The organism is Nitrincola tibetensis (assembly GCF_003284585.1).
In the GTDB taxonomy this organism is placed as follows: Bacteria; Pseudomonadota; Gammaproteobacteria; order Pseudomonadales; family Balneatricaceae; genus Nitrincola; species Nitrincola tibetensis.
Map to the genome: position 1 here is coordinate 1 of NZ_QKRX01000010.1, position 19,604 is coordinate 19,604.

Below are 19,604 nucleotides of genomic sequence, written 5' to 3' on the forward strand. Positions count from 1 at the left end.
ACGTTCAAATGACCGTTACCCTGATCAACCCAATCGCGATGGAAGAAGGTCTGCGCTTTGCGATCCGTGAAGGCGGACGTACTGTTGGTGCGGGCGTTGTTGCTAAGATCATTGCGTAATTGCAATGATTGATTAAGAAAACCCTCTTCGGAGGGTTTTTTTGTTTTAGGCTCGTTTTATGTGAGTTGCTCGTGCGAAGTTATTTGCTGGTTAAAAAATATACCGTGATGACTTGACCCGAGAGGCTCATATGAGTAAAATTTGCCTCCCCTCAAGTAAGGGGAGGTCGGCTATTGCCGTAACAAAATTAACAGGAAATGCGTGATCAGAATGCAGAACCAAAAAATCAGAATTCGTCTGAAGGCTTTTGATCATCGCCTGATTGACTCGTCCGCGCAGGAAATCGTTGAAACTGCAAAGCGTACGGGTGCACAGGTGCATGGTCCGATCCCACTTCCTACTCGCAAAGAGCGTTTTACCGTTCTGATTTCACCTCACGTGAACAAAGATGCACGTGATCAGTATGAAATCCGTACGCACAAGCGTGTTCTAGACATCGTTGAGCCAACTGAAAAAACAGTTGATGCTCTAATGAAGCTAGATCTTGCTGCGGGTGTAGAAGTGCAGATCAGCCTGGGCTAAACAAGCTGCGCAGAATTAATAACTTAATGAAGCGCTATTTGAGGAATGCTCTGTAATGGGCAGCCATAGTGGGTCACAGCCCCGTACTCAACTGGCAAGAGGTAATAAAATGTCTGTAGGACTTATCGGACGTAAAGCGGGCATGACCCGTGTCTTCACAGAAGATGGCGTGTCCGTGCCAGTCACTGTCATCGAGGTGGATCCGAACCGCGTGACTTGCATTAAAACTGTCGATACTGACGGTTATGCTGCTGTACAGGTTACAACTGGGGCTAAGAAAGCGAATCGCTTGACTAAGCCTGAGGCAGGTAACTTTGCAAAAGCAGGTGTTGAAGCAGGTCGTGGTTTGTGGGAGTTCCGTCTCTCCGGTGATGAAGAAATCAACGTTGGTGATTCGCTAACAGTTGAGCGCTTTGAAGTCGGTCAGAAAATTGACGTAACCGGTCGTAGCAAGGGTAAGGGTTTCCAAGGCGGTGTTAAGCGCTGGAATTTCCGTACTCAAGATATGACGCATGGTAACTCACTTTCTCATCGTGCTCCTGGCTCTATTGGTCAGTGTCAAACTCCTGGGCGTGTGTTCAAGGGTAAGAAGATGGCAGGTCACATGGGTGATGAGCGTTGCACTGTACAAACATTAGAAGTTGTACGTGTAGATGCAGAACGTAGCCTGCTGCTGGTTAAAGGTGCTGTTCCTGGCGCTACTGGCGGTGATGTCATCGTTAAACCTGCTGTAAAAGCACGCGGCTGAAGGGGTTAACATGAATTTAAATCTGACAGGAGCCAACGGTTCGGTCGAAGTATCCGAGCTGATTTTTGGCAAAGAGTTTAATGAGTCTCTAGTTCACCAAGTTGTTACTGCCTATGTAAATGGCGGTCGTCAAGGTAGCAAGGCTCAAAAGAATCGTTCAGCAGTATCTGGTGGTGGCGCTAAGCCTTTCCGTCAAAAAGGTACTGGTCGTGCACGTGCTGGTACAAGCCGTTCTCCTTTATGGCGTTCAGGTGGTGTGACTTTTGCTGCGAGTCCACGTGACTATTCGCAAAAAGTTAACAAGAAAATGTACCGTGCTGCAATGCGTTGCATCTTTTCTGAATTGGTTAGACAAGACCGTTTGGTTATTGTTGATTCACTTCAGATGGAAACGCCTAAGACTAAGCAGTTCATCGGTAAGATGAAAGAGCTTGATCTGACAAGCGCGCTGCTTATCACCGAAGATGTTGAGGCCAATTTGTATTTGGCTGCGCGTAACGTACCGCATGTTGACGTGCGTGATGTTGCTGCAATTGATCCGGTAAGCCTAATAGGCTTCGATAAAGTAGTAGTCACAGCGTCTGCTTTGAGCAAAATTAACGAGGTGTTAGCATGAATCAGGAGCGCATTTTTAAAGTGTTGCTGGGTCCACACATCTCCGAGAAAGCAACAATTGTTGCTGATGGAACTCAGCAGGTCGTATTTCGTGTAGCGAGTGATGCTACTAAGCCTGAAATCAAGAAAGCAGTTGAGCAGCTTTTCAACGTAAAAGTTGATGGTGTGAATATCCTGAATGCTAAAGGCAAAACTAAGCGTACTGCTCGCGGTTTTGGTAAGCGTTCTGATGTTCGTAAAGCCTATGTTCGTCTCGCTGATGGTTCAGAAATTGATTTCTTGGCTGGCGAATAAGAGAGGTTAAATCATGGCAATCGTTAAAACTAAGCCAACCTCTGCCGGACGTCGTCACGTCGTAAAGGTGGTAAGTGCGGACCTTCATAAAGGTAAGCCATTTGCTGCGTTGGTTGAGAAGAAAAGTAAGACTGGTGGTCGTAACAACAATGGCCGTATTACTACGCGTCATATCGGTGGTGGACATAAGCAAAGCTACCGTATTATCGACTTCCGTCGTAACAAAGATGGTATTCCAGGAATCGTAGAGCGTATTGAATACGATCCTAACCGTACCGCGCATATTGCTTTGATCAAGTATGCAGATGGTGAGCGTCGCTACATCATCGCACCAAAAGGTCTGGCAGCAGGTGCAAAAATCATGTCTGGTGACGTGGTTGATATCAAAACCGGTAACACTATGCCGCTGAGAAATATTCCTCTGGGTAGTACGGTTCACTGTATTGAGCTTAAGCCAAGCAAAGGCGCGCAAATAGCACGTTCTGCTGGTGCGTCCGCTCAGTTAGTAGCCCGTGATGGAGGTTATGTAACTCTGCGTTTGCGCTCTGGTGAAGTGCGTAAAGTGCTGGCTGAATGCCGTGCAACGCTGGGTGAAGTCAGCAACTCTGAACATTCTCTTCGCCAATTAGGTAAAGCGGGTGCTAAACGTTGGCGTGGTGTGCGTCCGACGGTTCGTGGTGTTGTAATGAACCCAGTTGACCACCCGCATGGTGGTGGTGAAGGTCGTACCTCTGGTGGCCGTCATCCGGTTACGCCGTGGGGTGTCCCGACTAAAGGTCATAAAACCCGCAAGAACAAGCGTACTAATAAGCTCATTGTACGCCGTCGTAGCGCTAAATAAGGGGAATCAGCTGTGCCACGTTCACTGAAGAAAGGTCCATTTATCGACCTTCACCTGTTGAAGAAGGTAGAAGCTGCAATTGATGCAAATGAAAAGCGCCCGATCAAAACTTGGTCTCGTCGCTCCACGGTTTTTCCAAACTTTGTGGGTTTGACAATTGCAGTACATAACGGTCGTCAACATGTTCCAGTGTTTATCACTGAGGATATGGTCGGTCATAAATTAGGTGAGTTTGCTGCAACACGTACTTTCCGCGGTCATGCAGCCGACAAGAAGGCCAAAAAGAAGTAAGGGAGGTTAGATGATGGAAATTGTCGCCAAGCATAAAGGCGCCCGCATCTCCGCCCAGAAGGCCCGTCTGGTCGCAGATCAGATCCGTGGTAAGTCTGTGGGCGAAGCTCTGGATATCCTGACATTCAGCAACAAAAAAGGTGCTGAGTTAGTCAAGAAAGTTCTAGATTCTGCTATCGCTAACGCGGAGCATAATGAAGGTGCTGATGTTGATGAATTACGTGTTTCAGTAATTTTCGTTGACGAAGGTATGACTATGAAACGCATTCGGCCACGTGCTAAAGGACGCGCAGATCGTATCTGTAAGCGTACTTCGCACATCACTATAAAAGTGGCTGACTAAATAACTGACGGCTAGGAGAGTTCGATATGGGTCAGAAGGTTAACCCTACCGGTATACGCCTTGGTATCGTCAAAGATCATACTTCTGTATGGTATGCGGACAAGTCAAGCTATGCCAATAAATTGCTGAACGATCTTAAGGTGCGTAGCTACCTTGAAGATAAGCTCAAAAATGCGTCTGTAAGTCGCATTGATATTGAGCGTCCGGCTCAGAATGCAAAAATCACCATTCACACAGCTCGTCCTGGTATTGTTATTGGGAAGAAAGGTGAAGATGTTGAGGTGCTGCGCTCTGCTGTATCGGAAATGATGGGTGTGCCAGTCCACATCAACATCGAAGAAGTTCGTAAGCCAGATCTTGATGCTAAGTTAGTTGCGCAAAGCGTTGCTAGCCAGCTTGAGCGTCGCGTAATGTTCCGTCGTGCGATGAAGCGCGCGGTACAAAATGCTATGCGTATAGGCGCTAAAGGCATCAAGATTCAGCTGGGTGGTCGTCTAGGTGGTGCTGAGATCGCGCGTTCTGAGTGGTATCGTGAAGGGCGTGTTCCGCTTCACACTCTGCGTGCAGATATTGACTATGCTACTTATGAAGCGCACACAACTTACGGTGTGATTGGCGTTAAAGTCTGGGTCTTCAAAGGTGAAGTTCTTGGTGGTATCGAACAGGTACGTGCTGAGAAAAATGCGCCTAAGAAGAAAGGAACTAAGTGAGGTAAACGTCAATGCTGCAACCGAAACGACTAAAGTACCGCAAGGTGATGAAAGGCCGTAACCGCGGCCTAGCGCAGCGTGGCAGCAAGGTCAGCTTTGGTGAGTACGCTCTGAAGGCGACCGGTCGCGGTCGCATTACAGCGCGTCAGATTGAAGCGGCTCGTCGTACTATGACGCGTCACGTAAAGCGTGGTGGTAAGATCTGGATTCGAGTGTTTCCAGACAAGCCGATAACAACCAAGCCCCTTGAAGTACGTATGGGTAAAGGTAAGGGTAACGTAGAGTACTGGGTAGCACAGATCCAGCCAGGTAAAGTGCTGTTTGAAATCAGTGGTGTAAGCGAAGAGCTGGTCACTGAAGCATTTAACCTTGCTGCTGCTAAGTTGCCTGTTTCTACAGTAATTGTTAAACGGACGGTGATGTAATGAAAGCTACTGAACTGCGCGAAAAGTCCGTTGAAGAACTTCAGCAAACATTGCTGGGTCTTCTAAAGGATCAGTTTAATCTGCGCATGCAAAAAGCTACTGGCCAGTTGGCTCAGAATCACCTGGTAGGCCAGGTTCGTCGCGACATCGCTCGCGTCAAAACCCTACTTAACCAGAAGGCAGGTGTCTAATGAGCGCAGAAAAACGTGTACGCACTGTCACCGGAACGGTAGTCAGTGACAAGATGGATAAAACCATCACAGTTCTGGTTGAGCGTAAGGAAAAGCATCCGATTTACGGAAAGTTTGTTCGTCGCTCCACCAAACTGCATGCTCATGATGAAAAGAATGAGTGCCGAGTTGGTGATGTTGTTACGATAGCGGAATCTCGTCCGTTGTCTAAAACAAAGACCTGGAACTTGGTTCAAATTCAAGAGAGTGCAAATAAAGCCCTCTTAGAGATTGAAGAGCGTGCTGCAGAGGTGTAATATAGTGCGCCTTTGCTCCATTAAACTGATTGCTCGTTTTTCGAGCAGTCAGCATAACAGTTTGTGGGGTAGACCATGATTCAGACTGAATCGATGCTTGATGTCGCCGACAACAGCGGCGCTAAGCGTGTGATGTGTATTAAGGTTCTTGGCGGCTCTCATCGTCGTTACGCGAGTGTTGGTGACATCATTAAAGTGACTGTCAAAGAAGCCATTCCTCGCGGTAAGGTGAAGAAAGGTCAAGTGCTTAAGGCTGTCGTAGTACGTACCCGTAAAGGTGTCCGTCGTCCGGATGGTTCAATCATCCGTTTCGATGTTAATTCAGCAGTATTGCTGAATAACAACGGTGCACCAATTGGGACTCGTATCTTCGGGCCAGTAACGCGTGAGCTTCGCTCAGAGAAGTTCATGAAGATCATTTCCCTGGCGCCTGAAGTGCTCTGAAAATACTGCACTTGCAGATGTTTTCTTCAAAACGCCATGCCCTAACGGGTTTGGCGTTTTTGAGCATGAGAGGGAGGCAGGAAAGGACAAGGTAATCAAATGCGTAAAATTCGTCGTGATGATGAAATCATTGTAATTGCTGGTAAAGATAAGGGTAAACGCGGTAAAGTGTCGCGCGTGTTATCTGATGATCGTCTGATTGTTTCAGGCATCAATATGATCAAAAAGCATGTTAAGCCAAATCCAATGTTGGGTCAGCAGGGTGGTATTGTTGAGAAGGAAGCGTCTATCGCGACCTCTAACGTTGCTATTTTTAATCCTGCGACTGGCAAGGGTGATCGTGTAGGCTTTAAGAAGCTCGAAGACGGCACCAAAGTTCGCTTCTACAAGTCTAACGGCGAAATCGTCGTTGGTGATAAGTGAGAGAGGTTGGTGCAATGTCTAGATTAAAAGCGCTATTCGAAAACGAAGTTAAAGCTAAATTGAAAGAAGAATTGGCCAGCCCAAATATTATGGCCGTTCCGCGCGTCACTAAAATCACTCTGAACATGGGTGTTGGTGAAGCTCTTGGTGATAAAAAGCAACTTGAAAATGCTGTTGCTGATATGACGGCAATTGCAGGTCAAAAACCTATCGTAACTCTTGCTCGCAAGTCAATTGCAGGCTTTAAAGTTCGTGAAGGTTGGCCTATCGGTTGTAAGGTAACTCTGCGCGGTGAGCGTATGTGGGAATTCCTTGATCGCTTGGTTGATGTCGCTATTCCGCGTGTTCGTGACTTCCGTGGTCTTAACCCTAAGTCATTTGACGGACGTGGTAACTACAGCATGGGCGTAAAAGAACAGATCATCTTCCCAGAAATCGATTACGATAAAGTCGATAAGATCCGCGGTCTTGATATTACTATCACGACAACGGCTCAAACGAATGATGAAGGTCGTGCTCTGTTGACTGCCTTGCAGTTTCCGTTCCGTAAATAATTCAAGGGTAGACTAATGGCTAAGACATCCATGAAAAACCGTGAGTATAAGCGCGAACAAACAGTTGCTAAGTTTGCAACTAAGCGCGCTGCACTCAAGGCAGTTATTTCTAACCCAAACAGCTCTGATGATGAGCGTTGGGAAGCACAAGTTTCGCTGCAGAAATTGCCGCGTGATGCAAGTCCAGTACGTCAAGTTCGTCGTTGCCAAATCACTGGTCGTCCACACGGTGTATACCGTAAGTTCGGTCTGTGTCGTAACAAGTTGCGTGAAGCAGCTATGCGCGGTGATGTACCTGGTTTGAAAAAAGCAAGCTGGTAAGCTTGTAAACGGTAAGCACGGTGGTCTGGGCAAAAAAAATCCGTTTTTTGCTACCGCACCGCGCTGCACATTTGAGGAAATATAAGCATGAGTATGCAAGATACCCTCGCGGATATGTTTACACGTATTCGTAATGGTAATATGGCTGAAAAGTCAGCAGTCTCTATGCCTTCTTCCAAGCAGAAAGTTGCAGTTGCAAAAGTTCTGAAGGATGAAGGTTATATTGCTGACTTCAAAGTTGAAGGTGATGTAAAGCCTGTTTTGAGCATTGAGCTCAAATACTTTGAAGGCAAGCCGGTAATTGAGCAGATTAAGCGCGTAAGTCGCCCAAGTCTTCGTATTTACCGTCACGTTTCTAAGTTGCCAAAGGTGTCTGATGGTCTAGGTATTGCCATCATTTCAACTAGCAAGGGTGTAATGACCGATCGCGCCGCTCGTGAAGCGGGTGTCGGCGGTGAAGTTATCTGTACGGTATTCTAAGGGGAGTTCTATGTCACGTATTGCCAAGAACCCCGTAGTAATCCCAGCTGGAGTTGAGATCCAAATCAACGGACAGCAGATTACTACTAAGGGTGCCAAAGGACAGTTAAATCTAAACGTCCATCCTTCTGTAAGCTTAGAGCAAGTCGATGGTAAGTTAACCTTTGCCGCTCGTGATGGAAGTAAGCAGTCAATAGCGCTTTCTGGTACGACGCGTGCGTTAGTCAACAACATGGTTGTTGGTGTGAATGAAGGTTTTCAGAAAACCATGCAGTTGATCGGTGTTGGTTACCGTGCTGCAGCTAAAGGTAATGTTCTCAACCTTACACTTGGCTTCTCTCATCCTATAGATTATGAACTGCCTGAAGGTGTATCAGCTGAAACACCAAACAACACGACTATTATCTTGTCTGGTGCAGATAAGCAAAGAGTCGGTCAGGTTGCAGCTGAAATTCGCGCGTTCCGTCCACCTGAGCCTTATAAAGGTAAAGGGGTTCGTTATGCTGATGAACAAGTACGCCGTAAAGAGGCTAAGAAGAAGTAAGGCTGGGTCATGAACGAAAAAAATCAAGCTAGAATTCGTCGTGCGCGTCGCTCTCGCCTTAAAATGCGTGAACTCGGTGCTGTACGTCTGTGCGTAAACCGCACTCCGCGTCATATCTATGCGCAAATCATCTCTGAAGATGGTTCTAAAATTATTGCGGCCGCCTCAACTATTGAGAAAGACCTGCGTGTTGGTGCTACAGGCAACATTGCAGCTGCTCGTAAGATTGGCGAACTGATTGCAGATCGTGCCAAAGCTGCTGGTGTTACTAAAGTTGCTTTCGATCGTTCTGGTTATAAATACCATGGCCGAGTTCAGGCTTTGGCTGAGGGCGCCCGCGAAGGCGGCCTGGAATTCTAAAGGTTTCTTAATATGGCAAATCACGAACAGAAAGACGGTGAACTCCAGGAGAGACTGGTCCAGGTTAACCGTGTTGCAAAAGTTGTGAAGGGCGGACGTATATTCGGTTTCACAGCTCTGACTGTAGTCGGTGACGGCAATGGCCGTATCGGTTTTGGTCGCGGCAAGGCGCGTGAAGTTCCTGTTGCAATTCAAAAGGCAATGGAGCAGGCTCGTCGTAATATGGTGAGCGTGTCTTTAAATGGTCATACGCTACAGTATCCAGTTAAAGCTCGTCATGGTGCTTCACGCGTTTACATGCAGCCAGCATCTGAAGGTACAGGTATCATCGCCGGTGGTGCGATGCGTGCGGTCCTTGAGCTTGCAGGAGTGCAGAACGTATTGGCTAAATGCTACGGTTCAACAAACCCTGTAAACGTAGTTCGTGCAACAGTCAATGGTCTTTCTTCAATGAAAGCACCTGAAGATATTGCAGCGAAACGTGGCAAGTCTGTTGACGAGATCCTGGGGAACTAAGCGATGTCAAATAAAATCAAAGTTACCCTGTTCCGCAGCACGATTGGTAAGCTGCCAGCACACAAGTTGTGCGTAAAGGGGTTAGGTCTGCGCCGTATCGGTCACGTAGTAGAGGTAGAAGATACCCCTGCTGTGCGCGGTATGATCAACAAAGTTAACTACATGGTTCGTGTTGTTAGCGAGTAATAGGAGTAACCCTATGCGTTTGAATACATTACGCCCGGGTGCTGGTGCCAAGCAGGCTCCAAAGCGCGTTGGTCGCGGTATCGGTTCCGGTCTTGGAAAAACTTGTGGCCGTGGTCACAAGGGTCTTAAATCCCGCTCTGGCGGAAGCGTAAATCCAGGTTTTGAAGGCGGTCAGATGCCAATTCATCGCCGTCTGCCAAAGTTTGGTTTTACTTCACGTAAATCACGCTATGTAGCTGAAGTTCGTTTAAATGAGCTAAGCAGCATGAATGTTGAGTTGATCAACATCGATGCGCTTAAAGCAGCAGATGTTATTAAGCAGGAAATTAAAACTGTTCGTATCATTCTGTCTGGTGAAATCACTAAGCCAGTCACAGTTAGTGGACTTAAAGTCACTAAAGGTGCTCAGGCTGCGATTGAAGCTGCAGGCGGTAAAGTCGAGGCGTAAATGGCTAAGCAAGGGCAAATACCGGCAGGAAGACAAAACGGTTTAGGAGAGCTTTGGGCTCGTCTCAGATTTGTTTTGATAGCGATCATTGTTTACCGTATAGGGGCTCATATTCCTGTACCTGGTATTAACCCTGATCGTCTTGCTGCATTGTTTGATCAGAACCAGGGAACGATCCTGAGTCTCTTCAATATGTTTTCAGGTGGCGCTCTAGAGCGTATGAGTATTCTCGCATTGGGTGTAATGCCCTACATTTCTGCATCAATTATTATGCAGTTAATGACAGCGGTGAGTCCTACACTTGAACAATTGAAGAAGGAAGGTGAGTCAGGTCGGCGCAAAATTAACCAGTACACACGTTATGGTACGGTTGTATTGGCAACTATTCAGGCGTTTGGTATGTCCGTAGGACTAGCCAGTCAGGGTGTTGCGTTTGCCGCTGATTTTAGTTTCTACTTCGTTGCGGTTGTTACATTTGTTTCCGGAGCAGTCTTTTTGATGTGGCTCGGTGAGCAGGTAACTGAGCGAGGCATAGGTAACGGTATTTCAATTCTGATCTTTGCTGGTATCGTTGCGGGTCTGCCAAGTGCTATTGGCCAGTCTTTCGAGGCGGCTAGACAAGGCGATCTCAATATCTTTGCTTTGCTACTGATTGCAGTGCTTGCAATGGCTACTGTTGCGTTTGTAGTGTTTATGGAGCGCGCCCAGCGACGCATTACCATAAATTATGCTAAGCGTCAGCAGGGTCGTCGTGTTTACGCGGCGCAAAGTAGTCATTTGCCTTTAAAAGTGAATATGGCCGGTGTAATTCCGCCGATCTTTGCTTCAAGTATCCTTCTATTTCCCGCTTCAATGGGGCAGTGGTTTGGTCAGAGCGAAGGGATGGATTGGTTGCAGGATATGGCTTTGGCCTTAGGTCCAGGGCAGCCTCTGCATATTTTGCTTTTTGGTATTGCAATTATATTTTTCTGCTACTTCTATACGGCTCTTATGTTTAATCCGAAAGAAGTGGCAGATAACCTGAAAAAATCAGGTGCATTTATTCCAGGGATTCGTCCTGGTGAGCAGTCGGCACGCTACATCGATACAGTGCTTTCGCGTCTTACTTTGTTTGGCGCACTGTACATCACAGCAGTATCACTGATGCCCCAGTTTTTAGTGGTGGCGTGGAACATACCGTTCTATTTTGGTGGTACATCATTGCTGATCGTTGTTGTAGTGGTTATGGACTTTATGGCTCAAGTGCAATCACACTTGATGTCACACCAGTATGAGTCCTTGATGAAGAAATCAAATCTTAAGGGCGGCGCAGGTTTGCTGCGCTAAGCTCGATTGAGGTGGATCATGAAAGTACGCGCGTCTGTTAAAAAGATTTGCCGTAACTGCAAGATCGTACGTCGCAACGGTTCCGTGCGCGTGATCTGCAAAGTTGAACCAAGACATAAACAACGTCAAGGTTAACAAAGTAATATATGGCCGTGGGGGCCGCAGGGTTGATTTATTTTTAACCAGCGTGTATTATTGCGCGCCTTCCACGAACAAATGAATGGTAAGACTCTGTCATTGTGATGGAGCATTAATATGGAGTACATTGAATGGCCCGTATAGCTGGCGTCAATATTCCTGACAATAAGCATGCGGTAATTTCTCTGACTTACATTTACGGGATCGGCCGCACCACTGCTAAACAAATTTGTTCAGCAGTTGGTATTGATCCAAGCGTAAAGATCGGTGATCTGTCTGAAGAACAGCTCGATAATGTTCGTGGTGAAATTGCCAAGTTGACAGTTGAAGGTGACCTTCGTCGTGAAGTCAACATGAACATCAAGCGTCTTATGGATCTTGGTTGTTTCCGTGGTCTGCGTCATCGTCGTAACCTTCCGGTTCGCGGTCAGCGCAGCAAAACGAATGCACGTACCCGTAAAGGTCCGCGCAAGCCGATCCGTAAGTAAGCGATAGGAATTCCCGAATATGGCTAAGCCAGGTAATCGCACTCGTAAAAAAGTTAAAAAGCAAGTAGCTGATGGGCTCGCGCACATCCATGCTTCTTTCAATAACACAATTGTTACCATTACCGATCGTCAAGGAAATGCACTTTCTTGGGCGACTTCTGGTGGTTCCGGTTTCCGTGGTTCGCGTAAAAGTACGCCTTTCGCTGCTCAGGTAGCGGCTGAGCGTGCTGGTCAGGCGGCTTTGGAATACGGACTTAAGAATCTCGACGTGTTTGTAAAGGGTCCAGGACCTGGTCGTGAATCTGCTGTTCGCGCCTTGAATGGTTGTGGCTACAAAATTACAAATATTACGGACGTAACACCTATTCCTCATAATGGTTGTCGTCCGCCGAAGAAACGTCGCGTTTAATCAGGAGACGGTATAATGGCTCGTTATCTTGGACCTAAGTGCAAGCTGTCCCGTCGTGAAGGAACAGATCTCTTTTTAAAGAGTGGTGTTCGCGCGCTAGACAGTAAGTGCAAAGCTGAAGTTGTTCCCGGTGTGCATGGTGCACGTCGTGGCCGTTTGTCCGAATACGGTTTACAGCTTCGCGAAAAACAAAAAGTACGTCGTATTTACGGTGTGCTGGAGCGTCAGTTCCGTGGTTATTACAAAGAAGCCGCGCGTCGTAAAGGCGCGACTGGTGAGTTGTTGTTACAGTTGTTAGAAGGCCGTCTAGACAATGTTGTCTACCGTATGGGCTTTGGTTCAACTCGTGCAGAAGCTCGTCAGGTTGTTTCTCATCGTCAGATCACCGTTAACGGTCAAGTTGTTAATATCCCGTCTTACCAAGTAAGTGCTGGTGATAAAATCGCTGTCCGTGAGAAGTCTAAAAACCAACTTCGCATCAAGCATGCGCTCGAGTTGGCAGCACAGCGTGCACCTGTTGAATGGGTAAGCGTTGATGCAGGTAAGATGGAAGGTGAGTTTAAGGCACTTCCTGAGCGTAGTGACTTGGCTTCTGACATCAACGAGCATCTGATCGTCGAGCTTTACTCGAAGTAATTGTTGAACACAGACTGGTGGAACTATGCAGCGTTCAGTAAACGAGTTTCTTAGTCCACGTCATATTGACGTGCAAGAAATCAGCAAAACTCGCGCAAAGGTGACTTTAGAGCCACTTGAGCGTGGTTTTGGCCATACCCTTGGCAACGCGCTGCGCCGTATTTTGCTATCGTCAATGCCTGGTTGTGCAATATCTGAAGTCGAAATCGACGGTGTATTGCACGAATACAGCAGCATTGAAGGTGTTCAGGAGGATGTCATTGAGATCCTCCTGAATCTCAAAGGTGTTGCTGTAAATCTCTTTAATGGAGATGAAGCAACACTTACGATTAGCAAATCCGAACCTGGCGTAGTGACTGCAGCTGACATTCAGCTGACACAAGATGTTGAGATTGCGAACCCTGAACATGTGATTGCGCATTTAAATGGCAACAGCAGTCTTAATATGCAATTGCGCGTTACGCGTGGTCGCGGTTATGTGCCAGCTGACTCGCGTAATACTGATGAGGATGAGTCTCGTACGATTGGTCGATTGTTGCTGGATGCCAGCTATAGTCCGGTCTTACGTGTATCCTATCAAGTAGAGAGTGCGCGTGTTGAGCAACGTACAGATCTTGATAAGTTAATCATTGACATAGAGTCGAATGGTACAATTGATCCAGAAGAATGCATTCGTCGTGCAGCTACAATTTTGCAGCAGCAACTACTTGTATTCGTTGATTTAGAAGATGCAGGGCAGCAATCTCGCACTGAATCTGATGATCCTGAGATTGATCCCGTACTTCTTCGTCCGGTTGATGATCTTGAGTTGACAGTTCGCTCGGCTAACTGTCTTAAAGCAGAACAAATTTACTATATCGGTGATTTGATTCAACGCACCGAAGTAGAGTTGTTGAAGACTCCTAACTTGGGCAAGAAGTCGCTAACGGAAATCAAAGATGTACTTGCATCTAAAGGTTTGTCTTTAGGCATGCGTCTTGAGAATTGGCCACCTGCCAGTCTCCGGAATGATGATAAAGCTGCCTCCTAAGTTAGCCTTCTAACACTAAGTTGTTAAGGATTTAGAAAATGCGTCATCGTAAATCTGGTCGTCACTTAAATCGTACAAGTGCACACCGCAAGGCGATGTTTAAGAATATGGCAGTGTCTTTGTTTGAGCATGAACTCATCAAAACTACTCTGCCAAAAGCTAAAGAACTTCGTCGAGTGGCTGAGCCTTTAATTACATTGGCTAAATCTGACAGTGTTGCAAATCGTCGTCTTGCTTTTGCTCGCACGCGCTCTGATGCTGCTGTTGGTAAGCTCTTCAATGAACTGGGTCCTCGTTACGCAGAACGCCCAGGCGGTTATGTTCGCATTCTTAAATGTGGATTCCGTCGTGGTGATAATGCGCCGATGGCTTACGTTGAACTGGTCGATCGTCCAGTCAACGCAGTTGCAGTTGATGATACATCTGAAGATTAATTCTTTGTATCGATAAAAAACCCCGCTTAGGCGGGGTTTTTTTTACTCTATATTTTGTGGTGGCGGCTTCTGCAGTGTGGATATTCTGCTGTAGCTTTAAACCCCAGGAGCTGAGGTTCCACGCAAATGCTGCGGCAATGCAGCACAGAGTCGTACTCTAATGCTGCAGAAGAGGTTAGTAATCAAATATAGATTCAATTACTGAGCCTTGTTGTCTGGCCTCTGGGCTATTTGCTCGGCGTGATGGTTCGCTGCCTTGTCTGAAAAGCTCAGGAATTGCATTTGACTGCCCCGGGTAGGCTAGTAATCCAGTATTTGGGTCAACGGAGACTGTCCTAACATCAGATGGTCTTTCAAACTCTTTTACTGGGTAGTGCTTTGAAACAGTTTGCATGAACTCGATCCATATTGGCAGAGCGGCTGTACCGCCAAATTCGCGTCTGCCAAGTGGGGCAGGTTGGTCGAATCCAATCCATGCTGTTGCAACTATGTCACGGTTGAAGCCGCTGAACCAAACGTCACGTTGTGAATTGGTGGTGCCTGTTTTTCCTGCTAAATCCGGACGGTTCAGGCTAAGTGCGCTACGACCAGTGCCGCGTCTGATTACATCCTTAAGTATGTCGGCTAAAATATAGGCGGTTGAGGCTTGAATAATACGCATTGACTCTCTGTTACTTGCGTTCAGACCTGCATTTGTTTCCATGAAGGCGTTGCCGCTGTTTTCTGGTAACACAACGGGATTGTTTTCATTGTGTATTGCTTGAATAAAGTAGGGCTCTACTTTATATCCGCCATTCGCAAACACTGCATAACCCGCCGTAAGTTGGAGGGGGGTTGCGTCTGAGCTTCCAAGTGATAGGGATAAGTTGGCAGGGGTCCGTTCAGCCTCAAAGCCAAATTCAACTATTTTGTCGCGTGCAAGCTGAACACCAATATCACGCATGAGCCTAATTGAAACTAGGTTTTTTGATCGGTATAGGGCCTCTCTTAAGCGTGTAGGTCCTGAAAAGTCGCGAGAGCTGTTCTCTGGCCGCCATTCACCCTGCAAGCTGACGTCTTCAATGACAATTGGGGCATCATTAACGACAGTTGCGGCTGTATAGCTGCCATCAATAGCTGCCGCATACAAAAAGGGTTTGAAAGTTGAGCCTGGTTGTCTGTAGGCTTGGGTGGCGCGATTAAAGTTGTTCATGGCGAAGCTGTAGCCGCCTGATAAGGCTTTAATTGCACCAGTATCAGTCTCAAGCGCAACGACAGCTCCTTGAACTTTGGGTAATTGGCTAAACTCCAGTCTTTCGTCATCCATGATAATGACACGAACAACATCACCAATGGCGACTATGTCACTGGCTTTGGTAGGGGCAGGTCCGAGAGAGTTAACATTTATATGCTTTCTCGCCCACTTTAATGTATCCCACGATAGTTCGGCTTTTTCTCCGTTGCGCAAAAGTACGGTTGCATCCCTTTCGCCTACATTAATAACTAGAGCAGCTTGAAGGTCGGCAAAGGTAGTGTGCTCTCTTAGTTTTTGGGATAGCTCCTCTTCCGTATCCGTGTCTAATATTTTAATTTGGGCTTCGGGTCCATGGTAGCCATGCCTTTCACCATATGCGCGTATGCCTTTTCTTAGTGCTTGGTCTGAAGCCGTCTGTAAATCACTTTCGATGGTGGTTGTGACGGAGTAGCCATCCAGATAAGCTTCCTCTCCAAAGAGTCTGAACATTTCAGCGCGAACCATTTCAGCAACATAAAATGCGGAGAGTTCGATGTCACTGGTGTGGTAACGTGCAATCTCGGGTTCAATAATTGCTTCGCTATATTCTTGATCATTAATATAACCAAGTGATAGCATACGGCCGAGTATCCAGTTACGCCTTTCGATGGATCGACGTGGGTTGCTGACTGGATTTGCAGCGGATGGTGCTTTAGGAAGGCCTGCGATGGTCGCTATTTGCGCAAGGGTGAGTTCACTAATATCTTTACCATAGTAAATGTTAGCGGCCGCTTGTACGCCATAGGCGCGCTGGCCTAGGTAAATTTTGTTAACGTATAACTCCATTATTTCTTGTTTCGTAAGCTCCTTCTCAATTCTTAAGGATAAAAGAATTTCGGTGAATTTTCGTTCTAAGGTACGAGCAGGCGTTAAGAAAAAGTTTTTGGCAACTTGCATTGTGATGGTTGAACCGCCTGTTTGAACGTCACTGCCACTAATAAGTTGGTAGCCAGCACGGGCAAGTCCTTTTATGTCTACACCAAAGTGATCAAAGAACCGACTGTCTTCGGCTGCAAGAATGGCCTGTATCAAATGCTCAGGGATCTGATCATAATCGATGGGCGTGCGTCGCTGTTCGCCGTATTCTGCAATGAGTTTGCCATCGGCGGAAAAAATGCGAAGCGGTGTTTGGAACTTTACTTCTTTTAGTTCCTGTACGTCTGGAAGATTTTGACTAAAATGCTTCCAGATAAAGTAGCCGCCTAGCGAGCCAGATATCAGAATGAGAATCAGTAAGGCAATAAATAGCTTGATAGTAATCTTTAATACGTGCATGTTAGCCTTTAACAAAAAAAATATTAACGTAAAGTGAATTATATCGACTGCAGGGCTTTACAGTACAGTTAACAGAAGTTTTAATTGTACATCAGGACAGTCCGATTTTGTCCTGCAAATTGAACTTCTCCGGAAAAGGAAATTAGAGTGGTCAGCTTATTCAGGAAAAAGTCAGCCGGTTGGATTGGAGTTGATATAGGTTCTTCATCTGTGAAGCTGGTCGCTTTGTCTCGATCGGGAAGGGATACACAGATAGATTCCTATGCCATAGTGCATCTCCCAGCAGGCGCCGTCGTTGACGGTAAAATAGAGATTCCTCACGAGGTGTCTTCGGCAGTTGAACGGGGTCTAAAGATCTGCGGCGGCCGCTATAGTCATGCGGTTGTTTCAGTCCCTTCTTCTGCGGTAATTACAAAGCGTCTCCAAATAAATAATCTATTTACGGGTATCGATCTCGAAGATCAGGTCAAAGTTGAGGCTGATCAGTTTATTCCCTACCCGCTTGAAGAGGTTGCACTGGATTTTGAAGTGCTTGGTCCGGTTGCCAAAGATCCCAACCTTAATGAAATTCTTATTGTAGCCTGCCGTAAAGAAAGTTCTGAATCACGTGAAGAAGCTGTTGTTAATGCTGGCTTAAAGTGTGGTGTTATTGATGTAGACACCTATTCAATGGAACGTATGCTCTCGCTACTTGAACCGAAATCAGGCGAAAAGTTACATGCAGTTGTTGATTTAGGTGCGTCAACCTTAGGCTTGAATGTATTTAAAAACGGTAATCTCGTGTATAACCGTGAGCAAGCCTTTAGTGGGGCAGATTTATCAGCTTCAATTCAGCAAAGCTACAGTATGTCGCACGAAGAGGCTGAGTTGTCACTTCGAGAAAATAGCTTTGATAAAGAAGTGTATGAATCTCTCATAGAGCCTTATACCGATACGGTTGCACAACATGTCTCTCGAGCGCTTCAGTTTTTCTATTCCTCTGGAATTCATGGACAACTCGACAAGTGCTACTTGGCTGGAGGGGTGTCGGGAATACCTCATCTTTGTAACAGATTAGAAGAAGAACTGGGCATTCGAGCTGTTTTAACGGATCCCTTTACTAATATGCTGGTAAGCCCACGGCTAAATCAGGAACGTCTTCATAGGGTTGCCCCTATGTTGGCTAAAGCATGCGGGCTGGCACTGCGCAGCTTTGATCAATAGGACTGATATATGGCGCGAATTAATTTAAGGCCTTGGCGAGAAGAACGAAATCAAGCACTGCAAAAACGCTTTATTAGCAATATTGCGGGCTCTGCAATATTTGCAGGTCTTGCTATTTTTGCAACGGGTATGTACATCGATATGCAAACGGACAAGCAAAAAACACGTAATGAGTTTTTACGCGTTGAAAATGCTAATCTTGACCGTCAGTTGGTTGAAATTCAAGAGTTGACTCGGAGACGAGAGCAGCTACTTGAACGTCTTAACGCAATTGAAGATTTGCAAGGTTCACGCCCTCTGATTGTCCGTAACTTCGATGAGCTCGTCCGCGTATTGCCCGATGGCGTTCATTATACCTCGGTTTCTCGCAGTGGCAGCCAAGTGTCGATTAACGGTTTTGCTGAGCAAAATAGAGACGTCTCAGCTTTGATGCGCAATATGCAATCATCAATTTGGTTTGCAGAGGCAAACCTAGCTAGAGTAAGCTCGACTGATGGCATGCGGCAGTTTATATTAACTGTCGGCATGACACGCCCGAATGCAGGGAGTGCGCAATGAAATCTGATGTCTTTAAAAATGCGTTTCGCGGGTTCGATATTAATAACCTCGATTTCAATGCAGCGGGTAACTGGCCTATTGGCGTAAAGTCTATCGCTTACCTGTTGGTGTTTGGAATTGTCATTGGTTTGGGGATCCATTTTTACATTGTTGATAAAGAAGCGATTTTAGAACGTGAAATACGTCAAGAGCCTGACTTGCGAGCACAGTTTGAGTCGAAAGCCTTTCAGGTTGCGCGTTTAGACACTCTTCGTTTGCAAATGGCTGATGTTGAAGAGCGCTTTTCTGAAATATTGAAACAACTGCCAACAGAGAAAGAAGTTCCAGGTTTATTGGAGGATATTTCGGATATCGGACGTAATGCTGGCTTAAACATCGAGTTGATTGCGTTGCAGCCAGAAGTGAAAGAGCAATTTTACATAGGGTTACCCATCAACATTCAAGTAAGTGGTACTTACCATCAAATGGGTGAGTTCGTGAGTGGTGTATCCGCTATTGAGCGTATTGTTACTCTGCACGACTACTCCATTCGAGAGGTTGAAGGATCTAACCTCACAATGACAATTAATGCAAAGACCTATCGCTATGAACAAGATTAAGTTTGGTCAAGGAAACGCATCCACTAAGGGGCGCTTGTTGCTCTCACTGTTCCCTCTGATGTTATTAACAGCGGGTTGTACATATGTTGAAGATACCAGTGATTTACGAGCATTTGTCGCTGAGCGATCATCTCGGCCAGTAGGGCAAATCGAGCCTTTGCCTGACTTTAGGCCGTATGAGGCGTTTGTGTACGAAGGATCAAGTCTTCGTAATCCATTTGTGCCAATATTGCCTGTTGTCGCTGAGATCCCGCAGGAAATTACTGATGTTTCGCCTGACCCAGCACGTGTTAAAGACTATCTGGAAGAATTCGCTGTTGATAATCTTTTGATGGTAGGAACTATTACTCAGCCTGGTGATGCTGAAGCTCTTTGGGCTTTGGTTACTGATCCAAAAGGTGAGGTTCACCGCGTTAGTGTGGGGGATTTCCTTGGCTTGGATAATGGGCAGATTGTGATGCTGAATGAGCGTCGAATTGAACTGTCTGAGATTGTCTCAAACGGACGTGGTGGCTGGATGAAACGTCCACGCATAATCGTACTCCCCGAGTAAATTTAAGGGA

Annotated in this window: 34 protein-coding genes; 33 read left to right on the forward strand and 1 reads right to left on the reverse strand. The window is 46.4% G+C overall.

Annotated features, from left to right (window positions below):
- From DN062_RS12915 to rplQ, 29 genes are all read left to right on the forward strand, one after another.
- Positions 1-119 (forward strand): EF-Tu C-terminal domain-related protein (locus DN062_RS12915; RefSeq protein WP_205126735.1); only part of this gene is annotated, 119 nt, incomplete at its 5' end.
- A gap of 211 nt (positions 120-330) precedes the next feature.
- Positions 331-642 (forward strand): 30S ribosomal protein S10, encoded by a 312-nt coding sequence (rpsJ, locus tag DN062_RS12920; RefSeq protein WP_036511965.1) that lies wholly within the window; start codon positions 331-333, stop codon positions 640-642.
- A gap of 109 nt (positions 643-751) precedes the next feature.
- Positions 752-1,390, forward strand: a complete 639-nt coding sequence (gene rplC / locus DN062_RS12925; RefSeq protein WP_112159742.1) for a 50S ribosomal protein L3 — start codon at positions 752-754, stop codon at positions 1,388-1,390.
- A 10-nt stretch (positions 1,391-1,400) separates the two neighbouring features.
- Positions 1,401-2,006 carry a 50S ribosomal protein L4 gene (gene rplD / locus DN062_RS12930; protein WP_112159743.1) on the forward strand — a complete coding sequence of 202 codons (606 nt, stop codon included), beginning with the start codon at positions 1,401-1,403 and terminating at the stop codon, positions 2,004-2,006.
- Positions 2,003-2,299, forward strand: a complete 297-nt coding sequence (rplW, locus tag DN062_RS12935) for a 50S ribosomal protein L23 (RefSeq protein ID WP_112159744.1) — start codon at positions 2,003-2,005, stop codon at positions 2,297-2,299. The genes rplD and rplW overlap by 4 nt, the downstream gene beginning before the upstream one ends.
- 13 nt (positions 2,300-2,312) lie before the next feature.
- Positions 2,313-3,140, forward strand: coding sequence for a 50S ribosomal protein L2 (rplB, locus tag DN062_RS12940; RefSeq protein WP_112159745.1), 828 nt, complete (start codon positions 2,313-2,315; stop codon positions 3,138-3,140).
- A 12-nt stretch (positions 3,141-3,152) separates the two neighbouring features.
- On the forward strand, positions 3,153-3,431 hold the full coding sequence (gene rpsS / locus DN062_RS12945) for a 30S ribosomal protein S19 (RefSeq protein ID WP_112159746.1): 279 nt from the start codon (positions 3,153-3,155) through the stop codon (positions 3,429-3,431).
- A 13-nt stretch (positions 3,432-3,444) separates the two neighbouring features.
- Positions 3,445-3,774 (forward strand): 50S ribosomal protein L22, encoded by a 330-nt coding sequence (rplV, locus tag DN062_RS12950; protein WP_112159842.1) that lies wholly within the window; start codon positions 3,445-3,447, stop codon positions 3,772-3,774.
- A gap of 26 nt (positions 3,775-3,800) precedes the next feature.
- Positions 3,801-4,484, forward strand: a complete 684-nt coding sequence (rpsC, locus tag DN062_RS12955; protein WP_112159747.1) for a 30S ribosomal protein S3 — start codon at positions 3,801-3,803, stop codon at positions 4,482-4,484.
- A gap of 11 nt (positions 4,485-4,495) precedes the next feature.
- The gene (gene rplP, locus DN062_RS12960; RefSeq protein WP_036511980.1) at positions 4,496-4,909 is read left to right on the forward strand and encodes a 50S ribosomal protein L16; all 414 of its coding nucleotides are present in this window, start codon (positions 4,496-4,498) and stop codon (positions 4,907-4,909) included.
- On the forward strand, positions 4,909-5,100 hold the full coding sequence (gene rpmC / locus DN062_RS12965; RefSeq protein WP_036511982.1) for a 50S ribosomal protein L29: 192 nt from the start codon (positions 4,909-4,911) through the stop codon (positions 5,098-5,100). Before rplP ends, rpmC begins: the two co-directional genes overlap by 1 nt.
- Positions 5,100-5,396, forward strand: a complete 297-nt coding sequence (gene rpsQ / locus DN062_RS12970) for a 30S ribosomal protein S17 (RefSeq protein WP_036511984.1) — start codon at positions 5,100-5,102, stop codon at positions 5,394-5,396. The genes rpmC and rpsQ overlap by 1 nt, the downstream gene beginning before the upstream one ends.
- A 75-nt stretch (positions 5,397-5,471) precedes the next feature.
- Positions 5,472-5,840, forward strand: a complete 369-nt coding sequence (gene rplN / locus DN062_RS12975) for a 50S ribosomal protein L14 (protein WP_036511986.1) — start codon at positions 5,472-5,474, stop codon at positions 5,838-5,840.
- Positions 5,841-5,939: 99 nt separating this feature from the next.
- Positions 5,940-6,263 (forward strand): 50S ribosomal protein L24, encoded by a 324-nt coding sequence (gene rplX / locus DN062_RS12980; protein WP_036511987.1) that lies wholly within the window; start codon positions 5,940-5,942, stop codon positions 6,261-6,263.
- A 14-nt stretch (positions 6,264-6,277) separates the two neighbouring features.
- Positions 6,278-6,817 carry a 50S ribosomal protein L5 gene (rplE, locus tag DN062_RS12985; protein ID WP_112159748.1) on the forward strand — a complete coding sequence of 180 codons (540 nt, stop codon included), beginning with the start codon at positions 6,278-6,280 and terminating at the stop codon, positions 6,815-6,817.
- A 15-nt stretch (positions 6,818-6,832) separates the two neighbouring features.
- Positions 6,833-7,138, forward strand: a complete 306-nt coding sequence (gene rpsN, locus DN062_RS12990; RefSeq protein ID WP_112159749.1) for a 30S ribosomal protein S14 — start codon at positions 6,833-6,835, stop codon at positions 7,136-7,138.
- Positions 7,139-7,225: 87 nt separating this feature from the next.
- Positions 7,226-7,618 carry a 30S ribosomal protein S8 gene (rpsH, locus tag DN062_RS12995; RefSeq protein WP_036511991.1) on the forward strand — a complete coding sequence of 131 codons (393 nt, stop codon included), beginning with the start codon at positions 7,226-7,228 and terminating at the stop codon, positions 7,616-7,618.
- A 10-nt stretch (positions 7,619-7,628) separates the two neighbouring features.
- On the forward strand, positions 7,629-8,162 hold the full coding sequence (gene rplF, locus DN062_RS13000; RefSeq protein WP_112159750.1) for a 50S ribosomal protein L6: 534 nt from the start codon (positions 7,629-7,631) through the stop codon (positions 8,160-8,162).
- Between the two features lie 9 nt (positions 8,163-8,171).
- On the forward strand, positions 8,172-8,522 hold the full coding sequence (gene rplR, locus DN062_RS13005; RefSeq protein ID WP_112159751.1) for a 50S ribosomal protein L18: 351 nt from the start codon (positions 8,172-8,174) through the stop codon (positions 8,520-8,522).
- Between the two features lie 12 nt (positions 8,523-8,534).
- Positions 8,535-9,038 (forward strand): 30S ribosomal protein S5, encoded by a 504-nt coding sequence (rpsE, locus tag DN062_RS13010; protein WP_036511994.1) that lies wholly within the window; start codon positions 8,535-8,537, stop codon positions 9,036-9,038.
- A gap of 3 nt (positions 9,039-9,041) precedes the next feature.
- Entirely contained in the window at positions 9,042-9,224 is a 183-nt protein-coding gene (rpmD, locus tag DN062_RS13015; RefSeq protein WP_112159752.1) for a 50S ribosomal protein L30, read from the forward strand.
- A gap of 13 nt (positions 9,225-9,237) precedes the next feature.
- Positions 9,238-9,672: a 50S ribosomal protein L15 gene (gene rplO / locus DN062_RS13020; RefSeq protein WP_112159753.1), complete on the forward strand. Its 435-nt coding sequence runs from the start codon at positions 9,238-9,240 to the stop codon at positions 9,670-9,672.
- The gene (secY, locus tag DN062_RS13025) at positions 9,673-10,998 is read left to right on the forward strand and encodes a preprotein translocase subunit SecY (protein WP_036512002.1); all 1,326 of its coding nucleotides are present in this window, start codon (positions 9,673-9,675) and stop codon (positions 10,996-10,998) included.
- An 18-nt stretch (positions 10,999-11,016) separates the two neighbouring features.
- Positions 11,017-11,133, forward strand: a complete 117-nt coding sequence (gene rpmJ, locus DN062_RS13030; RefSeq protein WP_007021200.1) for a 50S ribosomal protein L36 — start codon at positions 11,017-11,019, stop codon at positions 11,131-11,133.
- Positions 11,134-11,267: 134 nt separating this feature from the next.
- The gene (rpsM, locus tag DN062_RS13035; protein WP_112159754.1) at positions 11,268-11,624 is read left to right on the forward strand and encodes a 30S ribosomal protein S13; all 357 of its coding nucleotides are present in this window, start codon (positions 11,268-11,270) and stop codon (positions 11,622-11,624) included.
- A 19-nt stretch (positions 11,625-11,643) separates the two neighbouring features.
- Positions 11,644-12,033, forward strand: coding sequence for a 30S ribosomal protein S11 (rpsK, locus tag DN062_RS13040; RefSeq protein WP_036512009.1), 390 nt, complete (start codon positions 11,644-11,646; stop codon positions 12,031-12,033).
- Between the two features lie 15 nt (positions 12,034-12,048).
- A complete protein-coding gene (gene rpsD, locus DN062_RS13045) occupies positions 12,049-12,669 on the forward strand; it encodes a 30S ribosomal protein S4 (protein WP_112159755.1) in 621 nt (206 codons plus the stop codon).
- A gap of 25 nt (positions 12,670-12,694) precedes the next feature.
- Positions 12,695-13,699, forward strand: a complete 1,005-nt coding sequence (locus DN062_RS13050; RefSeq protein WP_036512011.1) for a DNA-directed RNA polymerase subunit alpha — start codon at positions 12,695-12,697, stop codon at positions 13,697-13,699.
- A gap of 38 nt (positions 13,700-13,737) precedes the next feature.
- Positions 13,738-14,133 carry a 50S ribosomal protein L17 gene (rplQ, locus tag DN062_RS13055; protein WP_036512012.1) on the forward strand — a complete coding sequence of 132 codons (396 nt, stop codon included), beginning with the start codon at positions 13,738-13,740 and terminating at the stop codon, positions 14,131-14,133.
- Positions 14,134-14,308: 175 nt separating this feature from the next.
- On the opposite strand, the gene DN062_RS13060 is transcribed toward rplQ, so the two are convergent.
- The gene (locus tag DN062_RS13060; RefSeq protein ID WP_112159756.1) at positions 14,309-16,681 is read right to left on the reverse strand and encodes a penicillin-binding protein 1A; all 2,373 of its coding nucleotides are present in this window, start codon (positions 16,679-16,681) and stop codon (positions 14,309-14,311) included.
- A gap of 147 nt (positions 16,682-16,828) precedes the next feature.
- Between DN062_RS13060 and pilM the strand changes: the two genes are divergently transcribed.
- The 4 genes from pilM to DN062_RS13080 are packed head-to-tail and all read left to right on the forward strand — an operon-like array spanning position 16,829 to position 19,594.
- Positions 16,829-17,884, forward strand: coding sequence for a type IV pilus assembly protein PilM (pilM, locus tag DN062_RS13065; protein WP_112159757.1), 1,056 nt, complete (start codon positions 16,829-16,831; stop codon positions 17,882-17,884).
- A 9-nt stretch (positions 17,885-17,893) separates the two neighbouring features.
- Positions 17,894-18,442, forward strand: a complete 549-nt coding sequence (locus DN062_RS13070) for a PilN domain-containing protein (protein ID WP_112159758.1) — start codon at positions 17,894-17,896, stop codon at positions 18,440-18,442.
- Positions 18,439-19,041 (forward strand): type IV pilus inner membrane component PilO, encoded by a 603-nt coding sequence (locus tag DN062_RS13075; protein WP_112159759.1) that lies wholly within the window; start codon positions 18,439-18,441, stop codon positions 19,039-19,041. Before DN062_RS13070 ends, DN062_RS13075 begins: the two co-directional genes overlap by 4 nt.
- Positions 19,028-19,594, forward strand: a complete 567-nt coding sequence (locus tag DN062_RS13080) for a pilus assembly protein PilP (protein ID WP_133256764.1) — start codon at positions 19,028-19,030, stop codon at positions 19,592-19,594. Before DN062_RS13075 ends, DN062_RS13080 begins: the two co-directional genes overlap by 14 nt.
- Positions 19,595-19,604 lie beyond the last annotated feature (10 nt).